The sequence below is a fragment of the Nostoc sp. TCL240-02 genome (assembly GCF_013343235.1).
Classification (GTDB): Bacteria; Cyanobacteriota; Cyanobacteriia; order Cyanobacteriales; family Nostocaceae; genus Nostoc.
On the sequence record NZ_CP040094.1, the window covers coordinates 1,574,191 to 1,597,161 of the forward strand.

24 protein-coding genes and 3 pseudogenes are annotated in these 22,971 nt (G+C 40.2%); 13 read left to right on the forward strand and 14 right to left on the reverse strand.

Features of this window, described 5'->3' with window-relative positions; translation table 11 throughout:
* Window positions 1–36 precede the first annotated feature (36 nt).
* On the reverse strand, window positions 37–798 hold the full coding sequence (locus FBB35_RS06830) for a DUF6748 domain-containing protein (RefSeq protein ID WP_254625843.1): 762 nt from the start codon (window positions 796–798) through the stop codon (window positions 37–39).
* 202 nt (window positions 799–1,000) lie between these two features.
* Here FBB35_RS06830 and FBB35_RS06835 point away from each other — a divergent pair, with 202 nt between their 5' ends.
* From FBB35_RS06835 to FBB35_RS06855, 5 genes are all read left to right on the forward strand, one after another.
* Window positions 1,001–1,201 carry a hypothetical protein gene (locus FBB35_RS06835; protein ID WP_174709035.1) on the forward strand — a complete coding sequence of 67 codons (201 nt, stop codon included), beginning with the start codon at window positions 1,001–1,003 and terminating at the stop codon, window positions 1,199–1,201.
* A gap of 96 nt (window positions 1,202–1,297) precedes the next feature.
* The gene (locus FBB35_RS06840; protein WP_174709036.1) at window positions 1,298–1,945 is read left to right on the forward strand and encodes a pentapeptide repeat-containing protein; all 648 of its coding nucleotides are present in this window, start codon (window positions 1,298–1,300) and stop codon (window positions 1,943–1,945) included.
* Complete coding sequence (locus FBB35_RS06845; RefSeq protein WP_174709037.1) at window positions 1,942–2,142, forward strand: hypothetical protein; 201 nt, start codon at window positions 1,942–1,944, stop codon at window positions 2,140–2,142. Before FBB35_RS06840 ends, FBB35_RS06845 begins: the two co-directional genes overlap by 4 nt.
* Before the next feature lie 437 nt (window positions 2,143–2,579).
* On the forward strand, window positions 2,580–3,983 hold the full coding sequence (locus FBB35_RS06850; RefSeq protein WP_217481694.1) for an AAA-like domain-containing protein: 1,404 nt from the start codon (window positions 2,580–2,582) through the stop codon (window positions 3,981–3,983).
* A 3-nt stretch (window positions 3,984–3,986) separates the two neighbouring features.
* The gene (locus FBB35_RS06855; RefSeq protein ID WP_174709038.1) at window positions 3,987–6,857 is read left to right on the forward strand and encodes an AAA-like domain-containing protein; all 2,871 of its coding nucleotides are present in this window, start codon (window positions 3,987–3,989) and stop codon (window positions 6,855–6,857) included.
* A gap of 157 nt (window positions 6,858–7,014) precedes the next feature.
* Here the strand turns inward: FBB35_RS06855 and FBB35_RS34365 are convergent, their stop codons facing one another.
* From FBB35_RS34365 to FBB35_RS06880, 6 genes are all read right to left on the reverse strand, one after another.
* Window positions 7,015–7,338 (reverse strand): hypothetical protein, encoded by a 324-nt coding sequence (locus FBB35_RS34365; protein WP_254625844.1) that lies wholly within the window; start codon window positions 7,336–7,338, stop codon window positions 7,015–7,017.
* On the reverse strand, window positions 7,335–7,778 hold the full coding sequence (locus FBB35_RS34370) for a transposase (RefSeq protein ID WP_254625845.1): 444 nt from the start codon (window positions 7,776–7,778) through the stop codon (window positions 7,335–7,337). The genes FBB35_RS34365 and FBB35_RS34370 overlap by 4 nt, the downstream gene beginning before the upstream one ends.
* Before the next feature lie 58 nt (window positions 7,779–7,836).
* Window positions 7,837–8,145, reverse strand: coding sequence for a hypothetical protein (locus FBB35_RS06865; RefSeq protein ID WP_174707954.1), 309 nt, complete (start codon window positions 8,143–8,145; stop codon window positions 7,837–7,839).
* A gap of 20 nt (window positions 8,146–8,165) precedes the next feature.
* A complete protein-coding gene (locus FBB35_RS06870; protein ID WP_174709039.1) occupies window positions 8,166–8,429 on the reverse strand; it encodes a methyltransferase domain-containing protein in 264 nt (87 codons plus the stop codon).
* Between the two features lie 153 nt (window positions 8,430–8,582).
* Window positions 8,583–9,080, reverse strand: a complete 498-nt coding sequence (locus tag FBB35_RS06875) for a GNAT family N-acetyltransferase (protein ID WP_174709040.1) — start codon at window positions 9,078–9,080, stop codon at window positions 8,583–8,585.
* A gap of 82 nt (window positions 9,081–9,162) precedes the next feature.
* Entirely contained in the window at window positions 9,163–9,471 is a 309-nt protein-coding gene (locus FBB35_RS06880) for an HNH endonuclease signature motif containing protein (protein ID WP_174709041.1), read from the reverse strand.
* Between the two features lie 141 nt (window positions 9,472–9,612).
* Here FBB35_RS06880 and FBB35_RS06885 point away from each other — a divergent pair, with 141 nt between their 5' ends.
* The 3 genes and pseudogenes from FBB35_RS06885 (at window position 9,613) to FBB35_RS06895 (ending at window position 11,694) form a co-directional block, all read left to right on the forward strand.
* A complete protein-coding gene (locus tag FBB35_RS06885) occupies window positions 9,613–9,900 on the forward strand; it encodes a hypothetical protein (RefSeq protein ID WP_254625846.1) in 288 nt (95 codons plus the stop codon).
* Window positions 9,901–10,012: 112 nt separating this feature from the next.
* Complete coding sequence (locus FBB35_RS06890) at window positions 10,013–10,501, forward strand: hypothetical protein (RefSeq protein WP_174709042.1); 489 nt, start codon at window positions 10,013–10,015, stop codon at window positions 10,499–10,501.
* Between the two features lie 70 nt (window positions 10,502–10,571).
* Window positions 10,572–11,694, forward strand: a pseudogene (locus FBB35_RS06895) (IS630 family transposase).
* A gap of 69 nt (window positions 11,695–11,763) precedes the next feature.
* Here the strand turns inward: FBB35_RS06895 and FBB35_RS06900 are convergent.
* The 5 genes and pseudogenes from FBB35_RS06900 to FBB35_RS06925 all read right to left on the reverse strand — a co-directional run bounded on the left by FBB35_RS06900 (window position 11,764) and on the right by FBB35_RS06925 (window position 16,756).
* Window positions 11,764–12,060, reverse strand: coding sequence for a hypothetical protein (locus tag FBB35_RS06900; RefSeq protein ID WP_174709043.1), 297 nt, complete (start codon window positions 12,058–12,060; stop codon window positions 11,764–11,766).
* Window positions 12,061–12,067: 7 nt separating this feature from the next.
* Window positions 12,068–14,098 carry a tetratricopeptide repeat protein gene (locus FBB35_RS34375; protein WP_254625847.1) on the reverse strand — a complete coding sequence of 677 codons (2,031 nt, stop codon included), beginning with the start codon at window positions 14,096–14,098 and terminating at the stop codon, window positions 12,068–12,070.
* A 169-nt stretch (window positions 14,099–14,267) separates the two neighbouring features.
* Window positions 14,268–14,542 (reverse strand): annotated as a pseudogene (locus tag FBB35_RS06915) (ISNCY family transposase); the annotation flags it as partial.
* A gap of 64 nt (window positions 14,543–14,606) precedes the next feature.
* Window positions 14,607–15,563: an energy transducer TonB gene (locus tag FBB35_RS06920; protein ID WP_174709044.1), complete on the reverse strand. Its 957-nt coding sequence runs from the start codon at window positions 15,561–15,563 to the stop codon at window positions 14,607–14,609.
* A gap of 812 nt (window positions 15,564–16,375) precedes the next feature.
* Window positions 16,376–16,756 (reverse strand): hypothetical protein, encoded by a 381-nt coding sequence (locus FBB35_RS06925; protein ID WP_174709045.1) that lies wholly within the window; start codon window positions 16,754–16,756, stop codon window positions 16,376–16,378.
* A gap of 174 nt (window positions 16,757–16,930) precedes the next feature.
* Here FBB35_RS06925 and FBB35_RS06930 point away from each other — a divergent pair, with 174 nt between their 5' ends.
* The 3 genes from FBB35_RS06930 to FBB35_RS06940 all read left to right on the forward strand — a co-directional run bounded on the left by FBB35_RS06930 (window position 16,931) and on the right by FBB35_RS06940 (window position 18,049).
* Window positions 16,931–17,131: a hypothetical protein gene (locus FBB35_RS06930; RefSeq protein WP_174709046.1), complete on the forward strand. Its 201-nt coding sequence runs from the start codon at window positions 16,931–16,933 to the stop codon at window positions 17,129–17,131.
* A 49-nt stretch (window positions 17,132–17,180) separates the two neighbouring features.
* A complete protein-coding gene (locus tag FBB35_RS06935; protein WP_174709047.1) occupies window positions 17,181–17,369 on the forward strand; it encodes a hypothetical protein in 189 nt (62 codons plus the stop codon).
* A gap of 236 nt (window positions 17,370–17,605) precedes the next feature.
* Complete coding sequence (locus FBB35_RS06940; protein WP_174709048.1) at window positions 17,606–18,049, forward strand: hypothetical protein; 444 nt, start codon at window positions 17,606–17,608, stop codon at window positions 18,047–18,049.
* A gap of 241 nt (window positions 18,050–18,290) precedes the next feature.
* Here the strand turns inward: FBB35_RS06940 and FBB35_RS06945 are convergent.
* Window positions 18,291–19,362: pseudogene (locus tag FBB35_RS06945) on the reverse strand (IS630 family transposase).
* 600 nt (window positions 19,363–19,962) lie between these two features.
* Between FBB35_RS06945 and FBB35_RS06950 the strand changes: the two are divergent.
* Entirely contained in the window at window positions 19,963–20,529 is a 567-nt protein-coding gene (locus FBB35_RS06950; protein ID WP_174709049.1) for a type IV pilin-like G/H family protein, read from the forward strand.
* A 209-nt stretch (window positions 20,530–20,738) separates the two neighbouring features.
* Here FBB35_RS06950 and FBB35_RS06955 read toward each other — a convergent pair whose 3' ends face one another.
* A complete protein-coding gene (locus tag FBB35_RS06955) occupies window positions 20,739–21,770 on the reverse strand; it encodes a WD40 repeat domain-containing protein (protein WP_174709050.1) in 1,032 nt (343 codons plus the stop codon).
* Window positions 21,771–22,096: 326 nt separating this feature from the next.
* Here FBB35_RS06955 and FBB35_RS06960 point away from each other — a divergent pair, with 326 nt between their 5' ends.
* Entirely contained in the window at window positions 22,097–22,762 is a 666-nt protein-coding gene (locus FBB35_RS06960; RefSeq protein ID WP_254625848.1) for a hypothetical protein, read from the forward strand.
* The last annotated feature ends 209 nt before the right edge of the window (window positions 22,763–22,971 follow it).

Sequence of the window (22,971 nt, forward strand, 5' to 3'; positions counted from 1 at the left end):
TTAGGATGAGCAAGTGGCAAAGATAAGCTTATTTCTTTAGTTTGGTTCCACTCTCAAATAAAATTGTGTAGCCACAAACTTAGTATCTCTCTTGGTTGGATCTACGTTTTCTACTACCTCAGTTTTACCTATAGCAATCAAACCTTGATCGAAAATTTCGTTTGTTGCTGCGTCAAGTTGTTTTTGTGTTGCACCGATTTGACTCAAATCAATTGACGAAACTTGAGCAGTCTTGGGTTTATTTAGAACCAGATTATCTGTGGAGAAGCAAGGAGTTGTGATGCAACGAATGCCATTGTCTTTTAGTGCCACAAAAGTACCTTTTGCTGGGGCATTTGTCGCTGCATAGAAGGCTTCTTTCACTCTCAAATTCCCAAACTCACCGAAGAGAGGAAATGTTACTGGAACGATGTTACCTCTGAGAATCACACGGCTACCATCATCATTTTGAATTTTTATTAGTTCGTAAGGCGAGACTTTCAGGGAACTCCAATCAATTGCAGACACATAGCATTCGGAGCGAAAAACACCATCTAAGCAAGGAGTAGCTTTCAAGTTGACTTGTTTTATAAAATACCCACCGCATACTGGAGAAGCACATTTGCGAAAATCTCTTCGCACGATGTAATATCCCCACTGTGGAAACTCTTGGTTTTTGACGCTGACAGCAACAGAATCAGTAGTCTCTGGAGCAGAAATATTTTGCGCCGATACTTTGGAGAGAAATCCGTTAGTGACTATTATTGCACCTAATAGAGGAATAATTGAGGCTTTGTAGCTCAATGATTGTTTGTTCATGGTAGTTTTCGATTTTATTTGAGGGTTAAATACCTCTGTTAAGAGCAGAGTTGACAGCATTTCTGGCAAAAACTGCCAAAATTACTTATACACAAGCTCGTAATTGACAAGGTAGATTGGAATACCATAACTTTTAGACTACTGACAATAGGTTAAAGAACCTTGCAGGAAACCTTAAAGGAATTTTAAGGACTCATTGTTTTTGCCAACTTTGTCCCAGAACCGCCTGACTTTACGCCCAATCTCTGCATTTAGCCAAAACTGCGATGGCACTAGCGCCCGCCGGAGGCGATCGCACAAGAACAACAAAAGCCGACTCAAGCAGATCGTTGAGTTTGCAGACTCCGATTTTCAGGGTGGGATCATCCCAGTAGAAATTCACCACAGCCGTAATCGCTCCTGATTGTTTACCATTTATGACAAAATCTTGTGCAAAAGTCCGTAAAAGCGCACACTCAAGCTGTATCTAGCTTCAACCCTTGCTTTCACAAGCCTTGTCATGCCGCAAGACTTCTCTCATCAGAATTTCATAGGTCGTTCATTCAAAGGTCAAGACTTTACTGGTGCAAACTTTAGTCACGCAGATATTCGAGGAACAGATTTTTGTGGGGCTAATTTGAGAGAAGCTGACTTCAGACATGCCCAAGCGGGACTGCAAGGGTGGTGGGCAATTTTCCTAGTCCTGGTCTCATGTTTGTTGTCGGGAATCCCAGGATTTATCTGGTATTTAAATGGTTATTTGCTCTTGCTAATATTTGAAGGCTCTCTGCTCAGGAACCAGTTTTTGGGTTGGACTACTTTAATACTACTGATTGTCTTCTTTTTCACTACGATTCGCCAAGGAGTAGGAGCTGGGTTAGGAATCTTTGCCGTAGCTGTAGCGATAGCCGCATCTGTAATTATATTTTTAGGCGACACTGTTGGAGCAGGAACTGTAGTCGGAGTTTTTGCAGAATCTGAATTTGGAGCTTTGATCGCAGCAGTGGCTGTAGTTGGAGCCGGAGCCTTTGCTTTCACTATAGCCTTCATTACAGCTTTCGCTATCGCTGGAGTTTTAGCTGGAGCAAACGCCTTCGTTATAGCTGTAGCCTTAGCTGGACTGTTGATTAGCATCTATATCATCCTAATTCTGATAGAGCTTATTTGAATGTTACTTTTAGTGAAGATGAAAAATCATTATTTGTTGATACTGGAATGGGTTATTTTACTGAATGGAGTTTAAATATCGATGATTTAATTAAAAAAGGCTGCTTCTGGCTAAAGGATTACTTGGCTAGCCATCATAATGAAGCCGAAGACGTGCGCCAAATCTGCCAAAATTATACTCATAAATTTAAAAAGTGATTTTTTATATTTTGAATTACCTAATTCTTTCGGTTATTTGTAGCTAAATTATTATTTCAGGATCTTCTTCAAGCCTAAAATCTTCAATTACTATCCTTTGGTTTTCAGTATAGAATTGAAGATTTTATTAAGCCCATCTTGCTACATCCCCTGGAACTACGTCCGTTTTCTCGACTATTGCACCGAGCGTATGTTACTCCAGCGTGTCGGCGGCCGCTACCGCTTCATCCACAAACTGCTGCAAGACCACTTTGCCCAAATGCAATTCAAGCGCGATTCAAGGTAATTGTTAGTCTGTAAATTAAGTATCAGATAGAAGCAAAGCAAGCGAACGCAAGTCATAAACAGGTAGCACGGTCAACGTCAACACTGTTAATTCAGAACGAATAGGTGGTAATATTCACAACAACAACGCTTAAACCTGCTCAAGCCGACTCATGCCCGATTCAGAAGATCCAAAGCAAGTCAGCAACGACTTACGCAATGCCCAGTTTGGCGGCGGGTTGATTAACGCTAGCACAGTGAACGCTGGGCAAATTGGCGGCGACATCTATAACATTCACCTTGGGCAGCAGACGGCGGTATCAGGTAATTCAGTCCAATCGCAGAATCAACGCCAGCGATCGCAGTCTGAAAGAGACTCACTTGAAAAAACTTACACCCTTCAAAGCCAGAAAGTTGCAAATCTACGAACAGCGTTGGTTATTGAAACCGATGTATCCCGCAAGTTTCAATACGAACAACAGCTTCAGGCAGAGGAGCGCACCCTGAAGGAACTTGGTGACAAGTTGGATGCAATTGAACAACAGTTGCAAACGAGTGATAATTCTGGGTTAGCGGCAGACACAACAATATATATTGAAAGATCACCTATTGAAGATAAATGCTATAAAGCAATCGTGCAACCTGGAGCCTTAATTCGCATCAAAGCTCCGCAAAGAATGGGTAAAACTCTGCTGCTAGAGAAAATCCTAGACCATGCAAGACACCAGGGATATGAGACAGTAAAACTAGATTTAAAACTTGCTGATAATTCTACTCTAACTGACCTAAAAACTTTCTTGCATTGGTTATGTGTCAATGTTTCTGATAGCCTAGATATGAACGACTTGGTAGATGAATATTGGCAAGATAGTTTGGGTTTAAATACAAGTTGCACTCGTTATTTTCAAAGATATTTATTATCGAATATAGATACCTCTCTTGTTTTTGCGATAGATAATTTTGAACGTCTATTTGAATATGCCAATATTTTCTCAGAATTCTGCCTCCTGTTGCGGAGTTGGTATGAAACAGCCAAACAAGGAGACAGGATGGGAAAAATTTGGAAGAAACTACGACTGGTGGTAGTTAATTCCACAGAAGCTTACCCCACTCTAGATATCAATCGTTCACCGTTTAACGTTGGACTAGCTATCGAGTTACCTGAGTTTAATCAACAACAGGTGCAAGAAATGGTGAAATTGTATGAACTAGGGGGGTACTTTCGGGAAGAGGGATTAAGTCAATTAATCAAGTTAGTAGGTGGACATCCTTATCTCCTAAACGAGGCAATAGCTAACCTCAAAAGCCAGGAAACCTCTTTAGAGGAATTAATCAGCCTAGCTCCAACAGAACAAGGAATTTTCAGCTATCATTTACGGCAGCAACTAGAATCGTTACAAAGTGATTCTCAGCTAAAAGAGGGTTATGCAAAAGTGATAACAGTAGATAAGCCAGTGCAGCTTAGTCCTGAGATTACATTTAAATTGCACAGTCTGGGGCTAGTTAAAATAGTGCGGAATGACTGTATTGCTAGTTGCGATTTGTACCGTCAGTATTTTTTGGCACGTTTGGAGTAGTTTATGGTTGACCAGTACATTTTCTCTGGAAGTCTACCTGAAAATGCCAGTACTTATGTCAAACGAGAAACTGATGATGAATTAAATGAAGCCCTATTACAAGGGAAGTTTTGTTATGTACTAAATTCTAGACAGAGTGGAAAATCCAGCTTGCGTGTCAGAACAATGAGCCGTTTGAGTGAAGCTGGTGTAGAGTGTGCATCTATTGATTTATCCTCCATTAATATTCAGACAGCAACTCAAGAAAATTGGTATGCGGATTTGATTGTTAAGCTCATCGATAGTTTTGCCTTGGATGTGGATTTTAAAGCCTGGTGGGAGCAGAATCAATTAAATTCACCCTTATTAAGATTTAGTAACTTTCTGACAAAAATACTTCTCGCAGAAATTTCAGAAAATATAGTAATTTTTATTGATGAGATTGATAGTGTTCTGAGTCTAAATTTCCCTACAGATGACTTTTTTGCTTTTATTAGGTCTTGTTATAATGAGCGAGTTGATAATTCCCAATACAATCGCCTCACTTTCTGTTTACTAGGCGTTGCATCACCGACTAGTTTAATACAAGATAAGAATCGTACTCCATTTAATATTGGTAAGGCCATCTCCCTCAAGGGCTTCCAACTGCATGAAGCTGAACCATTAGAAAAAGGTTTGCGCGGTAAATTTAGTAACCCCCAAGTAGTAATGCAAGAAATCTTGCACTGGACTGGAGGACAACCATTTTTGACTCAAAAACTGTGTCAGTTCATGGTTGAAGAATCTGAGCAAGATAACCCTCGTTCAGTAGAGCAAGTTGTCAAGTCACGGATTATTGAAAACTGGGAATCACAAGATGAACCGGAACATCTGCGAACGATTCAAGCCAGAATTTTGCGCGATGAACAACGGGCAGGGTATTTACTAGAATTGTACCAACAAGTCAGACTGAGTGAAGAACAATCCGAAGTAATAGCAGATGATACTTTAGAGCAGAGCGAGTTACAGCTTTCGGGATTAGTTGTAAGACAGCAAGGTAAGCTGAGAATTTATAATCAAATTTACCGGGAAATATTTAACTTCAATTGGATTGAAAATCAACTAAACAACCTCCGTCCCTATTCTGAAAATTTTCGCTTTTGGTTCACTTCTGGAGGTGTTGATGAATCACGGCTACTGCGGGGTAAGGCTTTACAAGAAGCAGAAGAATGGGCAAGGGATAAGAATTTAAGTTATCAGGATAAACAGTATTTAGCAGCTAGTAAAGAGAAAAAAATCCAGGAGGAAATTACTGCGAAAGAACAAGAAGCTGCTTTGGAAAGGGAGAGAAAGGATAGGGAGGCAGCAGAGGGAAGAAATCAATTGCTCAGTGAGGCAAATAAGAAAGCTCAACGACGAATTAGTGTTGGAGTTGTTGTTTTGGTTGTTGCAGTTCTGGGAGCAGCAACTTTAGGAATATGGTCTAGGAAGGAGGTTGAAGCAGCCAATTCTCAGGTTAATGAAGCTAAAAAAAGTTTAACACAAGCCCAGCAAAAGGCTACAGAAGCTGAGGAGCTAGAACAGCAAGCTAAAGAAGGTGAAGAATTAGCACAAAAAAAAGCAATAGAAGCTAATAAAACTGCTAAAAAAGCGCAGCAGCAAGCAAACAATGCTGAAGAAAGTACCGCAAGAGCCAAACAGAATTTAAATACAGCCCAAAGTAATTTAGAGGCAAAAAGTAGGGAATTCTCTGAAACTAATGTTCTGTTAAGTCAAGCTCAAAAGAAAGAATCAGCAATTTTTGCAAAACTTACCACCAAAGAAAATGAATTGAACCAAACTAATGCAAAAAATGAAGAAGCTCAAAAAGAAGTTAAAAATGTTCGTCAACTTGTAGAATTAGCTGGGAAATTACGAAGCGAAAGTTCATCAGATTCAGATGAAGCTTTAAGACTAGCTGCATTATCATTTAACATAAATAATTATCAAATAAAACAAGCACTATTATTTGCTTCTCAGTCACAAGCATATCAACTATTAAAAGATTGGAATAACGCAAAAAAAACAATTGATGAAAGTGAAAAATATTTATCAAAAGCAAATAAAAATAAATTAGCTTCTGATGAAGAATTGCAAGTTAAAATATTATTTTATGGATATCAAGGTAGTTTATTAGCTCAGAACAACCAAACTAAAGAAGCTCTAGAATCTTATACTAAAGCATTTAACATTTTAGAGAATCATCCAAATCAAGCTGATTTCACTAAAGAGAATCAGTTGATTACAGGCGATAATATTGAATCAGTTCATCGGGTTTTAATTAAGCTAAACTCTCAAGATAAGGAATTTAAAAAACAGGTTGAAGCATCACTAAAAAAAAATTTATATGCTCAACTCGAATATTATTTGAAGGCGAGAAATTGGGAATTGGCTGATGATCTAACATACCGACTCATGCTCAATATTGCTCAAAGGGAAGAACAAGGATATTTAGATTATGAGCAGATTAATAGTTTCTCTTGTCTAAACCTGCAAAACATAGACAAGCTTTGGGTCAATGCAGACAAGCGTTTTGGCTTTAGTGTGCAGAAGGAAATATGGATTAAGACTGGGAATAGGTTGGGTATAAAACCAGTAGAGTGGAATGGCAAAGATGATGAAAATTATTTACAGTTTGCAAGGGCAGTTCGATGGTATGATGACAAACAAGAAAACACTACAGGTCGCTCAAGAGATAGTTTTGCTATTGTGAGCCGTGACTTGCTGATAAAGGGTATAAAAAAAGACCCAGAGTACGGAAGGGGAGGGCTACCATTCCTGCGGTTCGGAGGGATCATTACTTCATTTTTTGGTCAAGTTCCAGATTTGCCGATCCTGTACGTCCTTTCTCGCACTGCGACTTGCAATGAACACTAACTTTTTGGCTTTTCAGTGTGCTTTCCCACGCTCAACTTGTTAAAAGCGACTAACTTTTCGAGTGAGCGATTGGGACTTACAAAGTGTAACACATAAGGCTTTTAAAAGTTTATAAATATTTATCTCGACAGCCTCATTTACCACGCAATAATCAGCATTAGGCAAATCCGATACCATCAGCCTCTGTCGGCTGATAGCAATTCGCGGACATAAATTTTTCCGCTACATTCTTGACTTGCGTACTCTCCGTCACTCTCTGCTTATCCCAAGGTAAACTCATCTGTCCCGGTGAAGATTTTTTCGCTTTCACCCCCTTCACAATCGATGGCAAAAAGTTGCTACCCCAGAAATTTCGTTTCTCCGGTTTTACTTTTGGTTTATATTTCTGGCAGAATTTACGATACTTCGCCGCACATTCCTCCAAAGTTCGCCCCAACTGCAAAAACGACGGATGCGATTGCGTGATGCCATCATTGCTCAAACGGTCATGAGTGCCATAGTTGCTAAAGTCGTAGAAATAACCCTGCTGCATCCCGGCCTGGGGTTAGCGTGAATATATCGCAGGGTATTTAAAGCCCGTCGCTGGTCGGTATTAGCAAAACCCGTGCTGTGATATCGCTTCTCCCAAAAATGTCCTGTGCGGTTGAGCATTCGATTGAAGCACATAGCCGTATACCAGTTGAGCCAGTGCATAATTTTGGGAAGGTCTTCTGGCTGTTTTGGTTCCAGCAGGTAATGCACATGATTGCTCATGATACACAGGGCATAGAGTTTAAATTGATACTTCTCCTGTGCTTTTTTAATGGCGTAAAGCAACACTTCACGACATTCCAGCCGTGTTAGGCGAAACTCCCGGTTATTGCAACGGGTAGTAATGTGGTAGCAAAATCCAGATTGCAAATTACGTTTTGGACGAGACATTACAAATACGTAAATGACAATATGAATAGTTTAGTTTACAGACTGTTGTACAGACCCACTACCCCTCCCAATCAACCAACGCCCCATCAACAATCACAATTCCCCACTGTGGAAACTTCATCAGCAATTTCTTGATCACAATCTGCAAAGCCGGATCATCCCAACACTCTTGCAAGTACTCAAACCCCGGATTCTGCCCCGAATTTCCCGCAATTCTGAGTTTCTGCATACGCTCTGGTCGTGCGTTCGCCCTTGCAACAATCGCCTCATGTGACCATTTTTCAGCACTGGGGACAGGAGCGGCGGAACTTTCACCCTCATCAACTGCTTTGATTTCTACACCTGAAACTGAATTTTCAACTAACAACGAAGCGGGATTACGTGCTTCTACAAGCTCTGGTGTTTGATTAGCGATCGCACAATTTTAAGTAGTTCTGTGGCAATATCAATTCCAATCACAAAACCGTTTGGGACTACTTTTTGAGCAGCTTTAATTGCAACATTACCAGTTCCTGTTGCCACATCTAAAACCCATTGCCCAGAGCTTGGAGTTGCGTAGTCAAAAAGTGCAATTGCGCGATTGAAGGTAAGATCGTTATCATAATTGGTTCTAGCATTATAAAAATTGATAATTTCCTGTTTATATGTCATAAATAACAGCAGTTTAGGGTAACAAAAAAGCAATTTCAATAGGTTGAAATTAATGCTTTAAGACTAAGGATGGACATATTAAGTTTTTTTCTTTCTATGCACCAAGCTTTAACCTTTGGTCAATGGCTATGGTGGGTTTTGTCTACGCCTCACTCAGCCTTCATAGGCAAACACGAAAAACTTAGTATCCTCATACGTGAACTCCGCAATCTGACACATCCCCATTTTTCGATGAGCCAGAAGAGATGGTTCATTATGGGCTTTAATAAATAGTATCCCTTGACGCTGGGGTAATAAATTCTTCAACTTCGCAAACATTGCCGCAGCAATACCTTGACTTCGTATGGTTTCCTCAACGCAGATGGGGCCATACAAATAAGCGTCTTTATTACCAGGGTAGACTTGTAACATTGTCGTGATAATTGGTACCTGTACTACTGCCTTTGGCCAAGTCAGTAAAAATCCTACTACTTGATTATCTTTACGAGCAACAATACTGGGCATTTGAGAGATTGTCTTACTTACGGCTTGTGGCTCAAGATGACCTAGTAACATTCCACCATGTTCTGGATCATTGGCTTGGGCTAACGCCACAATTCCTGCCACATCTGCTTGATTAGCTTGGTCAATCACAACATTAGACAAATACATACAGAGGTACTCTAGTAAATTTGTATTATGGGATTTTGGATTTCGGTGAGAGTTACTTAATCAAAACCAATTAAGTTATCAATTAACTAACTTTCTGCTCTGCAAACAGTGACAACTGCCCAGGAGAGACATTGCCTCTACCAAAACGGTGGTAGGACAGGTGGCAGCTGCTACACAAACAAACTAAGTTTTCTAAACGATTATCAGAAGGATCTCTATTCCAATGGTGTACTTGCAACGTGTAGGCTTTGCGTTCAGGAAAGGTTAAATTATCGGGTTTTTCACCTGGACGTAAGCAGGCTCTACCGCACTTAGCACAACGCCAGTTGGAAGCCGCTTTCAATGCTGTGGCTATTTCTTTCCAGTTGTCTGGATATACACCCTGACTCATGATACTGATGAAGCTGGTGAATGGCTGATTAATTACAAGAGCTTAGCGCATTCATCAAGCTAATTCAAATACTGTTGCGATGGCGTAAGTGATCGCTCTAGCTCCCTTCCCCAAACCCTACACTTGCTACAATCTAATCAATTGAAACTTCCAAATGTTTTTTGCGGGTATGTCCAGTTTTTGGTTTTAGGAAAAGATTCGGTTGAATACGAGATATTCAAGAAATATGAACGGGCATTAGTCACTATCGGTGTTAACTTTTCTCTTGAGCAAGTCCAAGAAGCATTGGAAGCCTGCAATCGCCTCGTCACTGACGTTTTTTATGATGAAGGCACTGAGTTTATCAAGTTCACCAACGGCAAAGAAATACTGGTAGAGACTGCTTGGCGTTGGGAGTGGGAACAAGGGCTGCAATATGCCAGTAGTTGAAGTGCGACACCGAATAGCCCGTCGTAGACATGGCTACTTGTCCTCACATCAACACGAAGCACGCTAAATGCTAAATTTTATTTAGCCACCCAGCAGGAGTTTTCTTTTTCTTATGTGGTTTTGGTCTGCCGATTCAGTAGAACAAGAATTATTTGATCTGTATGCCCCAGCCCTGCGATCGCTCGGCGTAAATTTTAATGATGAGCAACTCCAAGACACTCTAGAAGCAGCAAGCTATGGTTTAGAAGATGCTTTCAGGAGCGCAATCGTTTATATACTCTGGCTCGAAGAAAACCTCAAGCCCATCTACCCGACTGCGATACTAATCGAGGCACTGGCAAATCAATGGCGCACCAAGTACTGGAAGCCGGAGTATTTAGAACTTGAACAATTGCTCTCAAGAGGAAAGCACTGGTGGAGGGCAGCAGTGGATAAGTGGGGTTACGACGAGCGTAATCAACTGGTTGCAGACATATTTTATGACCACGGGCAAGAATTTATTAAGTTCCGCAATGGTAAAGAAATTCTAGTTGACACTGCTTATAAGTGGGGATGGGAGCGAGTCGCAGATTATGCGTCCCCATTTTCAGAAAATAAGTAGGTGGGCGGGGAAAAACCAAAATATGTAAGAATAAGTAAATATGGAGAAAATATTAAAGCAGGTATAAAATGTGGGAGCGCGTCTAAGAGTATTTCTGACCCGTGAAGAAGATCGAACCTTATTTGAGTTGAGGGCAGCAACAACGGTGTCGCAGAAAGTAAAAGATCGAGCCTTAGTAGTCAGATTAAATTCTCAAGGATGGTATATCGAAAAAATAGCAGCCCATTTTAATTGGACAGACCAAACAGTAAGGGAAACGCTTCATAAGTGGGAAAAAAAAGGTTTAGGAGGACTATGGGATGCTCCGGGTAGAGTCGGAATAACAAAGTGGAAAGAAGAGGATATTGTTTATTTAGAAGAATGCCTTAAAGCCGAGCCACGCACATACCACGCACATATAATAGTCGGCAATTAGCAAAAAAGCTGGAGAACGAAAGAAATATTAAGTTGAGTCCCGACAGAATTAGAAGGGTACTCAAAAAAAGGGGATTAACTGGAAAAGAGCCAGAATTAGTCACAGAAAAAAGCAAGATCCTGTAATACGAAAGCTCAAACAGGCAGACCTTGAAATGCTAGAGCTAGCTGCTGCTGCTGGCGAGATAGACCTGAAATATTTAGATGAATCAGGCTTTTGTATGTGGTGTACGCCCGGTTATACATATTACCCAGTAGGAGAACAAAAGCGCTTAGAACAAAGTAAACGACGTGGCAGAAGATTGAGTATTCTTGGCTTGTTTCAACCATTAGTAAGTTTTATTTATGGCTTAGTTATTGGCAGCATAAAGAGTGAATCTTAGATCAATATCATGGAAAATGAGGCTATCCAGGCAGAACAAGAAATCAAGGCTACTGGACGTATAAGAGTCATAGTTCAAGATAATGGTTCCATACATAAATCTCTTGATGTACAAGAATATTGGACTCAGTGGGAACAGATGGGGTTATATATTTTCTTTCTACCTGCATATTGTTCAGAGATGAATAGAATTGAGCTAGAGTGGCAACAACTCAAAAAACATGAAATTTCTGGGCAGATGTTTGATGATGAATTAGACCTAGCTTATGCAGTTATTAATGGGATAGAAGCTAGAGGAGAACGAAATAATTACGGTACAGAACGCTTCAAATTCAACAATCATCTTTCTTCTAACATTGCTTTACATATATTGGTTTTTCCACGCCCACCTACTTAACACTCAATTTATTTAAGGTATATTAACGAAAGACTATGAAAATCTTAAGTAAATCAGTACGGTACATGGCTAGAGGATGGCTTTTTCATCATTCCACCTTTTGAACAGGTTTTTAAAATTTTGTGGTTTAATGACGGAGACTTTTAAAGTATAACGAAGTCGCGTCTGGAAAATTACCTCTTGGCAGTGGCGCGGTTGAAAGTTTAATTCGTTTATAAAATCCCAAGCAGCTTGACAACCTTTTTTTGCATTATCATTAGTAGGCGTTGAAGAAAGACACTCATTTCCGATTCTAATAGAACAGGTGATCAAGAGCGATGTAGAAAAAAGTAGCCCGCCACTAACTAACCCCAGAGGTAAAATCACAGAGTTGCTAACCTAACTCAAGTTGTTTAATGCGTTTTAGAGCATCTTGATAGTCACTTTCTTTTCCTTGTTGCTTATACAAATCGGCAGATTTACCAAAATCTTCAATTGCTGCTTGCTTATTTCCTAAATTAGACTGAGAATTACCCCGGTTGTAGTAAGCATCTGCATAGTTAGGATTAATCTTAATGGCTTGGTTGTAATCTTCAATTGCTGCTTGCTTATTTCCTAAATTAGACTGAGAATTACCCCGGTTGTAGTAAGCATCTGCATAGTTAGGATTAATTTTAATGGCTTGGTTGTAATCTTCAATTGCTGCTTGATTATTTCCTAAATTATAGCGAGCTAAACCCCGGTTGTAATAAGCATCTACATAGTTAGGATTAATTTTAATGGCTTGGTTGTAATCTTCAATTGCTGCTTGATTATTTCCTAAATTATAGCGAGCTAAACCCCGGTTGTAATAAGCATCTACATAGTTAGGATTAATTTTAATGGCTTGGTTGTAATCTTCAATTGCTGCTTGATTATTTCCTAAATTATAGCGAGCTAAACCCCGGTTGTAATAAGCATCTACATAGTTAGGATTAATTTTAATGGCTTGGTTATAATCTTCAATTGCTGCTTGATTATTTCCTAAATTATAGCGAGCTAAACCCCGGTTGTAGTAAGCATCTACATAGTTAGGATTAATTTGGATGGCTTGGTTATAATCTTCAATTGCTGCTTGATTATTTCCTAAATTATAGCGAGCTAAACCCCGATTGATGTAGGCATTTGCATAGTTGGGATTAATTTGGATGGCTTGGTTATAATCTTCAATTGCTGCTTGATTATTTCCTAAATTATAGCGAGCTAAACCCCGGTTGATGTAAGCATTTGCATAGTTAGGATTAATTTGGATGGCTTGGTTGTAATCTTCAATTGCACCACGAAAATCTTTGTTGTTGTATTTTTCTAATCCTTCATTATAGTAAGTATCAGCACTTTTACTTTTCTGTTCTATTGTTACTGGATTTGTCGGTCTTAGCAAATAAACAGTACCACCACCCATCAATACAATCAATGGAATAACAACAAGATATATAGGAATGGAATTTTTTTGCCGAGGTGTTGGAGTAACTGGAGGTGTAACAGGCTGAGTTACTGGTATTGGCTCTGAATTTAACGCTTGTAAAACTTCTGCCGCCGACTGATAACGCTGCTGGTATTCTTCCTGCAACAATCTATCCAGTATTCGCCCCAAATCCTCACTCACTGGTTGCTGCAAATACTGTCTCCAACTAGCAACCCAACCATAACCTTGTCGTTGCCAAAGTTCCCAAGGGTGAATTCCACTCAACAGGTGAAAGCAAGTTGCACCGATACTATATAAATCACTCGCCGGGTAAGCTTTACCTCCCTGCATTTGTTCCAGTGACGCATAACCAAAAGAACCAATGGTTGTTCCTATTTGTGTCATCACTGTTGCTGCCAATTGTTTGGATGCACCAAAGTCAATCAGCACTAACTGCCCATCACTCCGACGAATGATATTCTCTGGCTTGATATCGCGGTGAATGACTTGCTGTTGATGAACTGTTTTGAGAATATCTAACAAATCGAGCAATAATTCTCTAACTTTCTGCTGATTGAAAATTCCCTGCTGTTTTAATTCATCTAATAAATTCTGTCCGTCGATAAACTCCTGCACCAAATACAGGCGACTATCTTGGTTAAAATACGCTAATAGTGTGGGTATTTGGCGATGGTTTCCTAATTGTTGCAGTTGCTTTGCTTCTTGCTCAAATAGTTCTGTGGCTTTGTTTAGTGCGGCAGTTCCCTGGACTTGCGGGGCAAATTGCTTGATGACACAATACTCATTTAGTTTGTCTATATCTTCTGCTAAATAAGTTTTACCAAATCCCCCACCACCTAATGATTTAATCGGGCGATAGCGGTTTCTCAGCACTACCAGTCCTGTACCACAGTTGAAGCAAAACATTGTGCCATCGATATTGGGCGGGTTGTGGCAATCTGGATTTAAGCAGCAGATCATAACTATGCTTTTATTAGGAAATGTAATTATTATCGCTTAACTACAAACTATTCCTCAGAAAAATCGTAAAATAGTAGATAAATTGAGTTATTCCCAGCAAGCAGAATGTTATGTGGTTTTCCTACCTGAGTTTAACCATGTCATGCAGCCTATTTCAAGACAAAAATAACTTGCATAAATGATTTTGACCATGACCAAAGTTATGCTCTAATTTATAACCATAATTTTTCAGAACGTTATTACCTTCATTCTCAACTTTCCATCTGCTGCGCCCTGCTTTGACAATTTATTCAATATTATTTTCAGTGATTTGATGATTAGTTATCCAATTATTTTGGTAGATAATTTTCTGTGTTTTTTTATTAAGAATAGTTACTTCACACCATTAACATCGAGACTTAAGTCTTTATGTTTTAAGGGGACTCTAGAAGTATAACAATAGTAAGAGTTTCAGACTCTATTATCACTACATATTTACCACTACCTCCTGTTGTTAGCCACCATCCCTCTATAAATTTAGTTCGCCATAAACGTTGATACTAAATGTAAATTCGATATCAATGTAGTTCTTGGTATATCCTGTGGGCAAAGGCGCAAAAGGTGCGGCTCGCTGTATAGCATTAAGTGCTACTTCATCAGTTACATTAAATCCAGAGGTTTGTACAATATTGAGATTGCTAACTTGACCTGAACGGTTAATAGTAAAGTTAAGCACCGTTCGCCGATTAGACTGGCTCATTCCTGGTAGCCACTGCTGTTGAACGCGTTGCTTTAGTTTATTTAAGTAAGAAGTGAGGTCTATATCTTGACTGCGGGCATCAATACCAGAAGCCCCAAGGCGATCGCGGTTGGAATTAGGCACAGCTGCAAGTTGATCGCCGCGATAATTCTGACTAGACACACCCACAGTACCACTCAACAAACTTGCTGCACCTGTTTTTGGAGATGACTCAGCTTGGGTCGGTGTTCGCCCACTGAGTCCAACTCTCGACTGCCCCAACCTCTTAGGATTATTAGGTGCTGATATTGTTGTAGCTCTTTCAAGTGCTGTTTTTCCCAATTGGGCTGGCGGTGATGTAGTTATTGCTACTAATGTATTTTTCTTGAAATTAGGTACTTGTCCTGTGCTTGCAGGTGCTGAAGCTACTTGTTTTGGGTTGAGTACTAAAGGTGTTGTCAAAGGCGCTGTTTTAAGAAGCGGGACTGCCTGTGAGCTAGTCACTGGTGCTACTGCATTTTTGGGGGAGTTAGGTACTTGTACTGCGTTTGCAGATGATGCCGTTTTTGGAAATTTGAGTTGCGGTTGTTGACCAGATAGATTTGGTAATTCCCTTTTCTGCTGCTGCCGTGCTGCCTGGAATGCCTTCAGGGGAGATGAGGCTATTAAGTCAGAAGAACGCGCGTTATCGGTTTTATGTCTTACCAGATTCGCTGACTTCACCACAGAAATAGGTCTTTCTGGCAAAGCTTTACCGCCAGCGAGAGAATTTTTGCTAGCCCGGAGTGAGGTTTTAGGAGATATGTCTGTTTTATTATGAGGAACAACAAATACCTCGATTGGAATCTCTTGGCTAATTTCTTGTTCGGCTCATGCATCAAAGCTCTGTACCAATATTTGCTCCCTATTAATAAAATAGAGTGCAATAGGATAGAAGTAACTACACCTTGGAGCATATCGACAGAGCGCACACTCCGATGGCACACAAATTCATCAAATGAAGCCATGTTATTGTACTTTCTTCAATGGCAGCCTCAACAGTCTATTTATAGGGTACAAGCTTCTGTTATTTTCGGTTGTCTATAAGATTGTAGGAAACAGAAGATGTTTCCTCCAAGCAATCGCATTTCCTGAATCTTCGCGCCAGATTTCCCATCAACACCCCACCCCATCATTCAATAGCCTACATCAGCAAGACTTTCGGCAATAAGAGAGAGAATCGATTGCTCTTAGACGATGGACTAAGTTTCGCTTTTAGAGCGATCGCTCGATAACAGAAAGGGCTGCAATAAATATACTACCGTCAGTTTGGGTTGAACGAGCACCACTTGTGTCAACCTAAGCCCCAGCGAATGGAATTCGTGGCTACACAGCCTCTTGTCCGACTCTATGGACTTACGAAAATTAAAGTTTTGAAACCCAACTCCCTGAGTTTTCTTTGTCTAGATGGGGTTTCTAACTACCTATCTAGTGGGAGCAACTTCTCTAATTCTGCTAGAGAAGTTGCAAGATAAATTCGTAAACTCTCAAGTCGGAATTAGAGATTACGAATTGAGAGTTTATCTCCTCAATATATTAATAGTTGCACCTGCTGCTGCGCCATCTAATAAATCGCCAGCCACATCTTCGCGCCCGCCAAGAATAGCACGAACCCCGGCGCTAGTTGCTGCACCGACTGCGGCATCTCTACCTAAGTTACGTTTTTTCTTACGTCCAACCAAATTGACGGCAGCACCAGCCGCAGCACACTTAGCAGCATTACGTAAAACAGTACCGCGTCTTCTAGCAGCTCCAGTTACTACACAAGTACCAGCACCAAGGGCTGCATCTCCTAAAATCCGGTCGTTAGCTGCTGCTGGTTGAAGAGGAACTAAGGAGATTCCAGTTAAACTGGCAGCCATGAAACTGGGTAGAAATGCGCGTTTGAGAATTCGATTCATAGTAGATACCTTCTTAAAAAATCAAACGACTGTTCAAAAGACTAAAGAAAAATTCAATTTGTTGCAGTCACAGATGCGCTTATTTCTAGTTTAGACTAGTCAGGAGTGCGAAACCCAAAGCCTTACAGTGATTGAGATAGGGAAAAATGTACTCAATCATAAGGCAGACAATAAGTGTTACAGAAAAAATATCACATTGACCGAGAGTTCAACATTATCTTGCTCCTGGATAGTGAAATGGATGAGCAAATGACTCTAATTGACCATCTGTTGTGTGATGAAAAGCTCCTAGAGTTAAAGTTAAGGTTATTAGCCGCATTTTATCTCAAGCAAAGTCAATTTAAGCAGAACTTGTGTGAAGCTGTAAGAGAATGAAGAATTAAACTGTCTTCTACTAATCAGTTCTAACTTACATAATGTAAATATGCCTTCAATTTCCTACAACCGCACCGATAGCCAGCAACCACAAAGCATTACCATTCAAGGTTATGTTGTCCGTCCCGGATTACACATTCTCACTTACGAGCAACTCAGGTTGTTACGGGAGCAAACACAGCATCATTCTCAGCTTGAACATTTAGTCAGCCAAGGTGTGATTAAGTTGACTGGTTAATAGTCGCCAGCACGAAAATCCTAACTCGCTACATCTAATTCCACTGTTGCTGGCTGTTGTTGCTCCTTGACAGCACCCAGCTTCTCAATAAAAGTGTCAATTACCTTGGCTGCTGACTGCTTGCCTGTTTTCAACTTATCAAAAATTTTTCTAACCTTTTTGCTTCGCTTAATGTGAGTAAAATTGCTATTGGTTTAAACTTGTCTAACGTCAACTGTTTTGCAGAGGTAATACAGATGTGGGAATGTTGCAAATGCCATGAGCAGAATGAAGAAACTTTCTCTTTCTGCTGGAATTGTGGTACCTCAAACGATGGAATCGAGAACAAGTCATTCCAGGGAGTTGACGAAATTGCTCCTTCTAGCATTAAAGGTCAGCCAGTCTTAGTCACATCAACAGGGCTAGCCGAGTATCCAGACCAACAAGAAGTTGAACTTTTGGCGTGTGTTAAATGTGGCTCTGAAAATATAATTCCAAACGTTCGTATTGTCACCCACACAGAAGAGTTTAAAAAGGATTTGCAAGTAGAAATTTACGAAAATCCAAAAGCGCTCATATTTAAAGGAACTCACACTGGGATATTAACAGCATATATTTGTGGTCAGTGCGGCTATACAGAAATGTATATCAGCAATTCACAATACTTACTCAATCAGTACAGAAAGAATAAGAAAAATTAATTAGCGATGTTTACTTAAGGGGCTGCGCCTACGGGTTCTTGCTCTATGTTCAGATTTGCCTTTTAAGCACCCCATCACCAACAACCATGTCCCGTGTCGCGCCAAGGAAGAAGCTCAAAATCACAGTTGCCGTCTGTAATACGCTGGCTTATACTGACTTCTAAACTTTATAATGCCACAGTGTAGATTATTCGTTTTTTGCGTAAAGCACGAAACTTGAGGTGAATAGTATTATATAGGACTAATATTTGATTTCTGAAAAAACTCCGTACATTTGAAGAGTGGTAAAATCAAAGGTAGTGTGTCGGATAAACCACTCAAACATCCACTTCACACGAGAGAAGGAAGGAATCAAAGCACAGAAACGCCGCACCCATGTTTTAGCTTGTAACCAAATATCCTCAATTGGATTTTGTGATGGGCAATTAGGAGCAAAACGGACGCAGCGAATTTTCCATTGCTCTGGTGGCAAACCTTCATTTACCTCACCTAAAAAGCCTTGAACGGCATGAGAACGATGGTAAGAAGCACCATCCCAAAAAAGAAGTAATCGTTGGTTCGGGGACTGGTCTAATAAATAGCGTAGATAATCAATAGTATTGTTAGAATTACCAGCATTGTAAGCTTTCAGAACTAACTTGCCACTGAGATAGTCAACCGCCCCGTAGTATGTCTGTCTATCTCGTTCGTTAATAACTTCCACTGCAATTTATTGATCAGTTTTTCCCCAAACGTATCCGGTTAAGTCTCCCCATAGAAGATGACACTCATCTATTAATAATACTCTTAGTTTTCCTGATTCTATTTCCTCTCTCTTACTTGCCAACAATGATTCAATCTGTTTTTTTTGCTGCGACAGCTTCAATGTCCGCCTTTGGATTCAAGGCAGTGGTTTTCTTCCAACTAATTCCCGCCGCGTCAAATAAATCATAATAGCTTCGTTTTGATTCGTAGATCACATCATATTCAAATGCTAATTTATACTCCAGTTCACCCAGTTCCCAAATATCCTTTGTTTGCAACCAACTTAATACTTCATCTCGCTGTTCATCGCTCAGATAACTCTTTCTGCCTTGATGATTTAGGCGTAGTCCTGAAATTCCATATTCCTTGTAGGCTTGTTTCCAACTTGTTATCGAACCAAGTGAGACATCTAAAATTGTTTGAATTTCTTCATACTTGTAGCCTTGATAAATCAGTTTAACTGCCAAAGCCTTCCTCACCTCACGCGCATCTGGGCGATGATCTATAAATTCTTGTAGTTCTGCGTTAGCGTTCGCGAAGCGTCTCGTAGAGAAGCTCGCCGAAGGCATCGCGGATTGTATATGCTGGTTTATCATTGTTCGCTGTTAGACAGATATACACCTCCGTATTATCTCGTAGTATTTTTCAGAAATCAAATATGATTCCTATATAACGGTATTTACTATGGATAAACTGGGGACAACGCTAATTGTCTCCCATATAATTTACTTCTATCAAAAACTGCTCTAGCTTTCGTCTAGGGCAGTTTTATATTACACGGTAGAAGCGTTCGTTATTACCTGGTTTCATGCGCCAATTTCAAGAAAATATTTCGACACACCTGGAAGGAACAGGTACAGCTTATTACTTAAAAATTATTTTCCGGCGTTGACGCAACAAGAAAATTCTGGCTGCGGTGATTGAAATTCTTGGATAAAACTTTGAGCCACTCTTGGAGGGTGGCTTATTTTTTCAACATATTGCGGGAGTCCCCACCTTCTCTGCGGTCAGTAAGTTGTTAGAAAAACATGTACTATGGGAAAACTTGAACTAAGAGGTTGTGTTAAAGACTTCAGAGTGTTCGTCAACAAAACAAATTATCTCAGACAGAAAATAGTCATGAATCTTTTCTTAAAACTTGATAAAAAATACAATTCAAGGCTCTATTTTTGCTAGCTTTTATTCCTTTTGTCTGGATTATATTGCCACCATTTTTATATAATTTATTCCCTTTAAATTTTAGTAATGAAAGTTGGGATACATCATCAGTAGGACTGGCTTCAATTGGCATGATGACTCGTGGTCAGCAGAGATACTTTTTAGAGCATAATGGCATTTTTAGTAAGTCGATTTATGAAATAGACATTGCTCTTAAAGAACAAATGTCAAACTCGTCAAAAAACTATAACTATTCTATAAAAATAACCCCAATCTCTGCATTCAATTATGCAAATCCCCGACGAGAGTATGTAAAAAAGGGATGGTTCGTAAAAATACCAGTAATAGGTTATGTTAATGGTGTATTTATTGTACCTAATACTAAAAATTCTAAAAACAAACTAACAACTTTCGCAATTATATGTCAAAACAAATTACCAGGCACTATCCACTTAAGCGATCCGATTTATCAAAATGGTATTCTTACTTGTGGTTCGGGAACTATAAAATTGCAGAAACCCAAACAACTTGCCACTAGAATTCCTCAAAAATATCAGCAGAATCGGGCTAGCATTTAATAATGATAATCGGAGGAATGAAGCAGATAAAATCTCTAGTTCACTGGTGGATTTTCAAGGACAAAATCCACGATTATATCAATTCGTATGCGAACACAAATGAGATTTTAGTTTGGCAGATAGAGTACTCTCACTTGCCAAAATTTGGAAGTTTTAAAACCAGACGAATAGCTCAAGTGCAAGACTCTAATAACTTTCCAAACATTCTTTTACGGGTGGCTTGGTGCAGGAAATTTCCACTCCGTAATTCCGTCCTCTGTTGCACTAAACAAAGTCTTGCCATCCCTACTAAATACCATTGCCCCCGACCAGTTGCTAACATCGGGCAGAGTTGCTTCCATATTTCCTGTTACCAGATTCCAAACCCGATATGGTTTATATCCTCCACCAGCAATTAAAGATTGCCCATCAGGACTAAAGGCGATGGTGATCTGCGGAAAATAGAAGCCCCCAAAATCCTGCAACAATTTTTCTGTTGTCAGGTTCCACACTTTTACCTGCTTGGCACTACCACTAGCGAGTAACTGACCGTCACGACTAATGGCTAAAGCAGATACTGCACCATAATGTCCAGTCAAAGTGGTGCGCTTTCGTCCAGTTCCCAGATCCCATACAGTGATGCGATTGGAGTAATCGCTACTAACCAAAGTCTTGCCATCCGGACTCAGCGCCAAAGTTATTACAGCATTCGGTGTTTGTGCCAATGTGCTTGTTAATTGTCCAGTCGCCAAATTCCATATCTTAATGGTATTGTCGGAACTGGCACTCACAATTGTTTGTTGATTGGGTGTGATCACCACTGCATTTACAACTTCAGAATGCCCTTTAAGCGTAAATTTGACTTTTCCCGTCGCTAAATTCCACACCTTAATGGTCTTGTCTAAACTCCCACTCACCAAAGTCTGACCATCAGCAGAAAGCGCAAGGTCATAAATATCATTTGCGTGTCCTTTGAGAGTTAATTGCGGCTGCTGACTTGGTAGATGCCAGACGCTAAAGCTTTTGCCACCGCCGCCCACTAGGGTGTGACCATCAGAAGAAAGGGCGATCGCTTCTGCTACTCCACTTAACTTCTGCACTACTGTCAAATCGCAATACTGGGAATGAGGCTGCGACAACTTGCAGATATTCGTTGCTCGGTAACTGCTCCTGAAATATGCTCCGACTTGTATCAAAAAAATTATAATCGCTACACCACGCAGCAACCATATCTGTTTTTTGCTCAACCAGTTGTCTAACATCAGCTCTGTTCTCTTTCGTTCTTGAATCGCTGGACTTGCTTAAGTAAAAGTTTTATTTTTTAGAATCACTTGAATGCAACTTACTTGGTACAGAAAGCATTACATCAATCCAATCCCAAATTTCTCATCGCTTTCCACAAATTAGGTCGTCGCTTATGCTGGACTTTCCATTGGGACAACAAACTATCATAATTCTGCGGTGCTAATTCCTTCAAGGCAGACATACATCCAAAAACTTCTGTACCGATTCCTCCAATGCACCCGACTACACCTGACTAATCCGATCACCTACGCTCCTGCCTTACGCCATCCATCACCCTGTAGAAGTGAACCACGATCTCGCAAACATCGCCCAAAAATTTATCCCTATCCCACACTTTGCTGATGCACCATTATACAAAATCAAAGTAGGTGATATGCTTTTTATCATTGCCAAGCATGAGTTCGGTAATGGTAATCGCTCCAATAGGCGATGTCTATCGACAAGCCGTTGCACGTATATACACAAATTATCCCAAAGCACTAAACTTCACCATCAACACTACATGCTCAAACTATTGCCTAAATTTACAATTGGGTTCGCAACTGCTGCTCTTAGCACTGGCATAATTACAACAAGTCTTGCTCAAAGCTCTACTGTTAGCTATGACTTTACAATCAATGTAACCAAAGGCTCGTTAGCAGGCAAATCGTTCAATGGCAGCTTCAGCTACGATAACTCGACCTTAAAAGGCATTGGAGTTGAAGAGTTGGGAATTACTCAGGGATTAAAGACTTGTTTTAACTATCTTGGACGTAACTATAGCGAGAGCGATGATCGTGACTATCCTACGTTCCCAAAACTAGTTTTTGACAATGGAAAAATCAAACAACTAGACTTTTGGTTACAACCAGAAAAGCGTGTTGTTTGGTGGAATTTACCTGGATGGGAAGTTAAGTATACCCAGCGTCATGCTTCTGCCCCTACCGTTCTAAATTGCCATAAACGCTAAAGCGATACCTACGGTGAGCTACACTAACGCATTTTCTTGGTAGTGCCAGTGATACGGATAGCGTAGCGTTAGCGACGCAGGAGCGTCACAGCCCCAAAAAGTAGACATCGCTATTTGTAACATCTGCAATTTAATACTCTCGTTGCATTACTACCATTACCTGGGAACTGGCCTATTAACAGCGATGCCTACGGCGGCAAGCTACGCAC

What these genes read in the sequence shown, in the direction of transcription:
- FBB35_RS06870 (WP_174709039.1), bottom strand. Translation starts at nt 8,429, where the DNA reads ATGACATATAAACAGGAAATTATCAATTTTTATAATGCTAGAACCAAT.
- FBB35_RS06925 (WP_174709045.1), bottom strand. Translation starts at nt 16,756, where the DNA reads ATGAATCGAATTCTCAAACGCGCATTTCTACCCAGTTTCATGGCTGCC.
- FBB35_RS06830 (WP_254625843.1), bottom strand. Translation starts at nt 798, where the DNA reads ATGAACAAACAATCATTGAGCTACAAAGCCTCAATTATTCCTCTATTA.
- FBB35_RS34375 (WP_254625847.1), bottom strand. Translation starts at nt 14,098, where the DNA reads ATGATCTGCTGCTTAAATCCAGATTGCCACAACCCGCCCAATATCGAT.
- FBB35_RS06890 (WP_174709042.1), top strand. Translation starts at nt 10,013, where the DNA reads ATGTGGTTTTGGTCTGCCGATTCAGTAGAACAAGAATTATTTGATCTG.
- FBB35_RS06880 (WP_174709041.1), bottom strand. Translation starts at nt 9,471, where the DNA reads ATGAGTCAGGGTGTATATCCAGACAACTGGAAAGAAATAGCCACAGCA.
- FBB35_RS06935 (WP_174709047.1), top strand. Translation starts at nt 17,181, where the DNA reads ATGCCTTCAATTTCCTACAACCGCACCGATAGCCAGCAACCACAAAGC.
- FBB35_RS06940 (WP_174709048.1), top strand. Translation starts at nt 17,606, where the DNA reads ATGTGGGAATGTTGCAAATGCCATGAGCAGAATGAAGAAACTTTCTCT.
- FBB35_RS06850 (WP_217481694.1), top strand. Translation starts at nt 2,580, where the DNA reads ATGCCCGATTCAGAAGATCCAAAGCAAGTCAGCAACGACTTACGCAAT.
- FBB35_RS06955 (WP_174709050.1), bottom strand. Translation starts at nt 21,770, where the DNA reads ATGTTAGACAACTGGTTGAGCAAAAAACAGATATGGTTGCTGCGTGGT.
- FBB35_RS06875 (WP_174709040.1), bottom strand. Translation starts at nt 9,080, where the DNA reads ATGTATTTGTCTAATGTTGTGATTGACCAAGCTAATCAAGCAGATGTG.
- FBB35_RS06855 (WP_174709038.1), top strand. Translation starts at nt 3,987, where the DNA reads ATGGTTGACCAGTACATTTTCTCTGGAAGTCTACCTGAAAATGCCAGT.
- FBB35_RS06840 (WP_174709036.1), top strand. Translation starts at nt 1,298, where the DNA reads ATGCCGCAAGACTTCTCTCATCAGAATTTCATAGGTCGTTCATTCAAA.
- FBB35_RS34370 (WP_254625845.1), bottom strand. Translation starts at nt 7,778, where the DNA reads ATGTCTCGTCCAAAACGTAATTTGCAATCTGGATTTTGCTACCACATT.